Consider the following 5,550-nt stretch of genomic DNA (forward strand, 5'->3'; position numbering starts at 1 on the left):
GGCCCGGGCTCCGAGGTCACGGTCGCCGGCGTCCGCGTGGGCAGGGTGCTCGGAGTCCGGCGGGAGGTCGGCCCCCCGGGCGAGACGATCGCCGTCGTCGACTTCGAGGTCGAGCGCTCGACGCCGGTCGCGAGTGGCGCGCGCGCGTCGGTCCGCTACGGGGACATGCTGGGCATCCGCTACCTCTCCCTCGATCCCCCACAGGACGGCGGACCGGCCGTCGGCGGCGCCGACCCTCTGCCGGAGGGGACGCGTATCCCGCTGGAGGCCACCACCGATCCCGTGGACCTCACCGCGCTCGTCAACGGGTTCAAGCCACTGTTCGAGGCGGTGCGGCCGGACGAGGTCAACACTCTCTCGCGCACGGTGGTCGCCGCGTTCCAGGGCGAACCGGGTGCCATGGACGTCCTGCTCGCCCGCCTGGCGCTGCTGAGCCGGGACATCGTCGGCAGGCAGGACGTGTACACCAGGCTCGCGGACAACATCATGGCGCTCACCACCACGCTCACCGAGCGGGAGGCGGACCTCCAGCGGCTGGTCAGGGGACTCGACACCGTCTCCGGGGCGCTCGCGGACGGCGACGGGAACGATCTCGCGGCGCTCCTCGAGCGCGGGGACGCGGCCACCGCGACACTGGCCTCGATGCTCCGCGAGACCGAGCCGGATCTGCGCGCGAGCCTGGACGCCGCTCGTCACACGACCGACGGGTGGATCCCCAACACCCCGGCGTTCGACACCGCGATGGGCAAGGCCCCGCTGTTCGCCCGGGAGGTCAACGCCCAGGCCCAGAAGGGCGGCTTCCTGGCGCTCTACATGTGTAACTTCACGGTCAAGTGGGACGCCTGGGAGACCAGCCTGTTCGGCTACCGGAACTCGGGGGCGTGCCGATGAGTCCGATCGCCATGGTGCGGGAGAGTCTGCTCGACCTCGTCCGCGACCCGAGGCACGCCCGTCGCGGCAACACCGTCTTCGTGGGGGCCGCATCGATCCTGCTGGTCATCGCGGTCTTCGCGGCGAGCATGGCCCTGCCCCGACTCTGGTACGTCCTGCGTACCCACCACTACGCGGCCGAGTTCGCCAACGCCGGGGGGTTACGAACGGGGGACCCGGTGCTGGTGGCCGGCGTGCCCAGTGGCCGCGTGGATTCCCTTGCGTTGGAGCGCGGGCTCGCGGTGGTGGGGTTCCGGCTCGACCGGGGCCAGGTCCTGGGCGAGGCGAGCACCGCCACGATCGGTCTCAAGTCGATCCTCGGGAACAGGTTCCTCGAGGTCACACCGGCGGGTGGCGGGGACCTCGGCCCGGACCAGCGGATCGGGGTGGAACGCACCACGTCGCCCTACATGATCGACGACATCGGGGGAGCGGTCACGGACCTGGCCGAGGAGCTCGACACGACTGCCGTCAGCGCGATGATCGACAGCCTGGACAGCATCCTGCCGCAGGACGCCGGGGCCGCCGGTCAGTCGATCGACGACGTCTCCGCGGCCCTGGGTCTCCTCGCCCGCGAGGACGCGCGGATGTCCGGGGTGGTCACCACGACGCGCGAGCTGACCGGCGTCCTCGTCTCGCAGGAGGCGAGCATCCGGGCTCTGACCGACCAGTCACTCGTGCTGGTCACCGTGCTCGCCCAGCGTCGTGAGGCGCTCAGCTCGCTCGTGTCGTCCCTGGAGGATCTCGCGACCCGGGTGCGGGTGCTGCTCGACGAGGAAGCCGAGGACGTGGACCGCGTGCTGGGCAACATGCGCTCGATCAGCGAGACCTACCGGAGGAACATCGACGCGATGGACGAGGTCCTCACCCGGATGCCACCCGGACTCCGCGCGGTCACGGACGCGACCGGGAACGGCCCGTGGACGGATGTCGCCACTCCGACCGGCCCGATCCCGGATTCGGCGCTCTGCGCCCTGGGGGTGATGGACGGATGCAACTGAGACGTGTGAGCCGGTCCGGGGTCGTCGCGATCGTCGTCACCGCCCTCGCCGCCGTCCTGGTGGTGGCCTACCTGCTCTCCGGCGTCCGGGGAGACGGCGGTCGCCACGTGATCACGGCCGAGTTCGCCTCCGCCGAGGGCGTGTACGTCGGTTCGCAGGTCCGGATCGTGGGCGTCGAGGTGGGGATCGTCGAGAAGGTCGAGCCGACGGGGGAGTTCGCACGGGTGCGGCTCTCACTGGATCCCGGTACGCGGTTGCCCGCGGACGTGGGCGCTGTGGTGATGAACCCGGCCGTCATCGCCGACCGGTTCGTCGAGCTCACCCCCGCCTACGTGGGCGGGCCGACGTTCCCGGAGGGCGGGGTGATCCCGGCCGAGCGGACGCGGGCGCCCCTCGACTTCGACGAGTTCGTCTCCAGCCTGGACACCCTGAGCGCGGCGTTCTCGCCCGGCGCCGACGAGGTGGCACGTGGTCTCGACAGGGGGGCCGAGGCCCTCGACGGCCGGGGGGAGACGCTGAGCCGCGCCATCAGGAACCTGTCCACGGTCTCGGCGGTCGGCGGGGACCGGGCAGAGGACGTCGACGCGATCATCACCGAGCTCGCGGTGCTCATGGACGCGGCGGGCGGTCGCGACCAGACCATGCGCGACCTCGTGCTGGGACTCGACGACCTGGGCCGGCAGCTCCGGGACGACAGGATCGACGTGGCCGCCCCGGTGGAGGACCTGCGGGTGATCCTCGACGAGCTCGACGCGATCGTCGCCGAGCGCGGGGACGACATCACCGCGACGACCACCGCGACCCGCGAGGTGACGGCACTGTACGCACGCCACCGCGCGGACTTCGCCGAGTTCCTGGACCTGTACCCGGTGATGATGGAGAACCTCGCCGCAAGTATCGGGCCCGACGGCCGCGCGCGCATCCGCCTCAACGTCTCGTCCAACATCACCCACTTCGCCCGTGGTCGCGAGCTCTGCCGCCGTGAGCCGCTCCCGCTGTGCACGGGCGCGGGACTGACCAATCCGCTCATGTTCCCGGTCGAGCAGCGTGACCCGATCGGCCTCCTCGGCGCGTTCGACCGGGTCGCGGGGGGTGGATGAGGGCCATGCGTGAGACCGGAACCCGTCCGCACCCGGTGCGCGGACTCGTGACCCTTCTCGGGGTGGCGCTGCTGGGGGGTACGGCGATGGTGGCCGTGAACACCCCGCAACTCGCACTCCAGTCTGTTCCCCTGGGAATGGAGACCGGGGAGGGCTCGGCGGACGTGGAGATGCGGTTCGAGCGCGCCGACCGGCTCGCCCCCGGAGCGGAGGTCCGCTTCGGCGGACGCCTCGTCGGCCGGGTCCGCAGCGTCGGTACCGATGGAACCGAGGCCGTGATCGGCGTCCGCCTCGAGGGCGACTCCGGCGTACCCGCCGGCGTCTTCGCCGAGATCCGCCTGCCCACCGCCCTCGGCAGCCCGTTCATCGCGCTCACCCCGCCGGAGGCGCCCTCGACCGGTGCACTGCTCGAGGACACGGGGGTGGTTCCGCGGGCGCACACCGGCGTCGGGCCGGATCTCGAGTCCAGCCTCGCCTCGCTGGGGCTGCTGCTCAACGGGAGTGGGATCGCTCAGCTCGCCTCGGTGATGGAGGAGCTCACCGTGGCCCTGGACGGGCGAGGTGAGGAGATCGGGCGCATCCGGGAACGTGGTGATCGCGCCCTGGAGTTGTACGAGGCGAACCGCGACGAGATCGACCGGACGGTCCTCGCCCTGGACCGGGTCAACGCCTCGCTCGCCGGTCGCCGGGAGCTCATCGACCGCGGCATGCGGGTGTCCGCCGACCTCGTCTCGGAGGTGGCGGCGAGTCGGGAGACGATCACCGCACTCATGGACACCACCACCGCCCTGACGGTGCAGGTCGAGCAGTTCACCTCGGCCACGGACGGGCGCCTGACGCCGTCGCTGCGCACACTGACCGTCCTGCTCGAGGACATGGAGGGCTTCGGGGACGAGGTGGCCCCCACGCTGGACGCCCTGCAGCGCTTCGTCACGAACTTCGACGTCGCGGTCCGCGGTGACCACATGATGTTCGACGGCGCGCTCGACCTTCCCGGTTCGCTGGACGCCCTGGGCACCGGCGGGGAGGTGCGCGCGGGTCGACCGCTGCCACCCGGTGCCACCGGCCCGCCCGACGCCCAGCCGCCCGTGGGGGGTGCGCCGTGAACCGCCACGTCGTCACGCAGGCGCTGCTGTTCGCGGTCATCTCGGTGGTGGCCATCGGGTACGGCATCAGGTACATCGGGGAGGACGCCGATGTGGCGAGCGGTTTCCGGGTGGTGGCGCACGTCGAGGACGCGCGGGGCGTCGGGCCCGGGGTGCGCGTGACCTACCGCGGCGTGGACGTGGGCGAGGTCCAGGACGCCGTTCTCGACGGGGCCGGCGGGGTCCGGCTCCGACTGAGGATCATCGACGGGACCCTGATCCCCGTCAGCGCCCACGCTCGGGTGGTGACCAGCACGGCCCTGGGAGACAACCGGCTCGACGTCAGGCCCACGAGTGACACCGGTCCCTACCTGGGGGACGGTGATGAGTTGCTGGTCCCCGAGGACGAGCAACCCGCGTCGATCGAGCACCTCATCGCCGACATCGACACCTCGCTGCGGGCGCTGGACCCGGAGTCACTGGCCTCGTTCGGGGACAGCGTGGCCACCGCGCTCGAGGGCAACGGCCCGCGGCTGGGCGCGATCCTCGAGGACACCGCACTGCTCGCGGAGGTGGTGTCGGAGCAGGCTCCGACGTTACGGGGGCTCGTCGGTGACGGGCTGGTGACCGTACGCGCGCTGGCGGCGCGCCCGGATCCCCTCAGCGGCTCGGCCTCGGTGGCCCGCGACGTCGCCGGGCAGCTGTCCCGCCGGGAGGACACGCTCGTGTACCTGCTCGACCGCTCACCCGAGTCGATGCTCCGGGCCCAGGTGCTCCTCGATGCCAACCGGGAGGACGCGGCCGGCCTGCTCGCCAACACCCTCGTCGTCACACCCGTGTTCCGCGATCGGGGACCCGCCTGGGAGGCCGGCCTCACGCAGGGCGAGCGGGGACTGCGGGCCCTGGCGGGGACCGTGCGTGACGGGCGCGCGGACTTCCAGCTGGTCGCCACCCAGGGGCCGGTGTGCGTCTACCCGTACGAACCCCGGGACATCGTCGACCACTCCCCGCGTGAACCGGACCTGCGGTTGTACTGCCCGCCGGGCGAGGACCTGGAGCAACGGGGATCGCGGGCGGCTCCCCGGCCGAACGACGAGGGGCTGGCGGGTGCGACCGAACCCGGCACCAGGATCGGCCCGGACATGGCGGTCGACCCGGTGCTCATCCCGACCGGCAGAGAGATCGCCGCGTACTGGGCGACCATGATGGAAGGACTGCGCGATGGCGGCTGAGGCGACCACGGACGGCGACGTCCCGGAGGACAGGGCCCCGGAGGACACCTCCACGGTGGACGACGATCCCGTCGAGGGCACGGACGCCCCGCGGAGGAGCACCGCTCGCATCGTGAGCGCCCTGGTCGTGGTGGCATTGGTGGCCGCGTGTGCCTGGTTGGGCTATCTCGTGTGGTCTGACCTGACTTCCACAAGTTTTAGT

Annotated in this window: 6 protein-coding genes; all 6 read left to right on the top strand. The window is 71.8% G+C overall.

Annotation, left to right across the window (positions count from 1 at the left end; genetic code table 11):
* A partial coding sequence (locus G6026_RS07015; protein WP_182612747.1) for an MCE family protein occupies positions 1–891 on the top strand: 891 nt, incomplete at its 5' end.
* Positions 888–1,931 (top strand): MlaD family protein, encoded by a 1,044-nt coding sequence (locus G6026_RS07020; RefSeq protein WP_182612748.1) that lies wholly within the window; start codon positions 888–890, stop codon positions 1,929–1,931. The genes G6026_RS07015 and G6026_RS07020, both read left to right, overlap by 4 nt.
* Positions 1,922–3,031 carry an MCE family protein gene (locus G6026_RS07025; protein ID WP_107757815.1) on the top strand — a complete coding sequence of 370 codons (1,110 nt, stop codon included), beginning with the start codon at positions 1,922–1,924 and terminating at the stop codon, positions 3,029–3,031. The genes G6026_RS07020 and G6026_RS07025 overlap by 10 nt, the downstream gene beginning before the upstream one ends.
* A gap of 5 nt (positions 3,032–3,036) precedes the next feature.
* A complete protein-coding gene (locus G6026_RS07030) occupies positions 3,037–4,137 on the top strand; it encodes an MlaD family protein (RefSeq protein ID WP_182612749.1) in 1,101 nt (366 codons plus the stop codon).
* Complete coding sequence (locus G6026_RS07035) at positions 4,134–5,348, top strand: MlaD family protein (RefSeq protein WP_182612750.1); 1,215 nt, start codon at positions 4,134–4,136, stop codon at positions 5,346–5,348. Before G6026_RS07030 ends, G6026_RS07035 begins: the two co-directional genes overlap by 4 nt.
* Positions 5,338–5,550: hypothetical protein (locus tag G6026_RS07040; RefSeq protein WP_182612751.1), on the top strand; the 213-nt coding region annotated here is incomplete at its 3' end. The genes G6026_RS07035 and G6026_RS07040, both read left to right, overlap by 11 nt.

The sequence above is a fragment of the Dietzia sp. DQ11-38-2 genome (genome assembly GCF_014145055.1).
Classification (GTDB): Bacteria; Actinomycetota; Actinomycetes; order Mycobacteriales; family Mycobacteriaceae; genus Dietzia.